This is a genomic window from Mesorhizobium sp. M1A.T.Ca.IN.004.03.1.1 (assembly GCF_003997555.1).
Taxonomy (GTDB): domain Bacteria; phylum Pseudomonadota; class Alphaproteobacteria; order Rhizobiales; family Rhizobiaceae; genus Mesorhizobium.
Window position 1 is genome coordinate 1 of record NZ_RZTV01001186.1, and the last position, 231, is coordinate 231.

Annotated in this window: 1 pseudogene; it reads left to right on the forward strand. The window is 69.3% G+C overall.

What is annotated here, in order from left to right:
- Nucleotides 1-231, forward strand: a pseudogene (locus tag EOD29_RS35435) (ABC transporter ATP-binding protein); the annotation flags it as partial.

The window sequence follows — 231 nt, forward strand, 5'->3', positions numbered from 1 at the left end:
ATCGACGGCGTGATCCAGGGCGAAGCGATCCGCCTCGTCGCCGCCAGGGACCAGAAACCGGATATCGGCTCGGCCGGCGATGGCGCAACACTCGCCCCTGCGCCGCCGCGCTTCGAGGATGCCTTCATCGATATGCTGGGCGGCGGTCCGGGTGGCCGCTCCAGGCTCGCAGAGGCGCAGCAATCGCTGAAGGCTGAGAACGACCGGCCGGTGATCGAGGCCAAGGGCCTG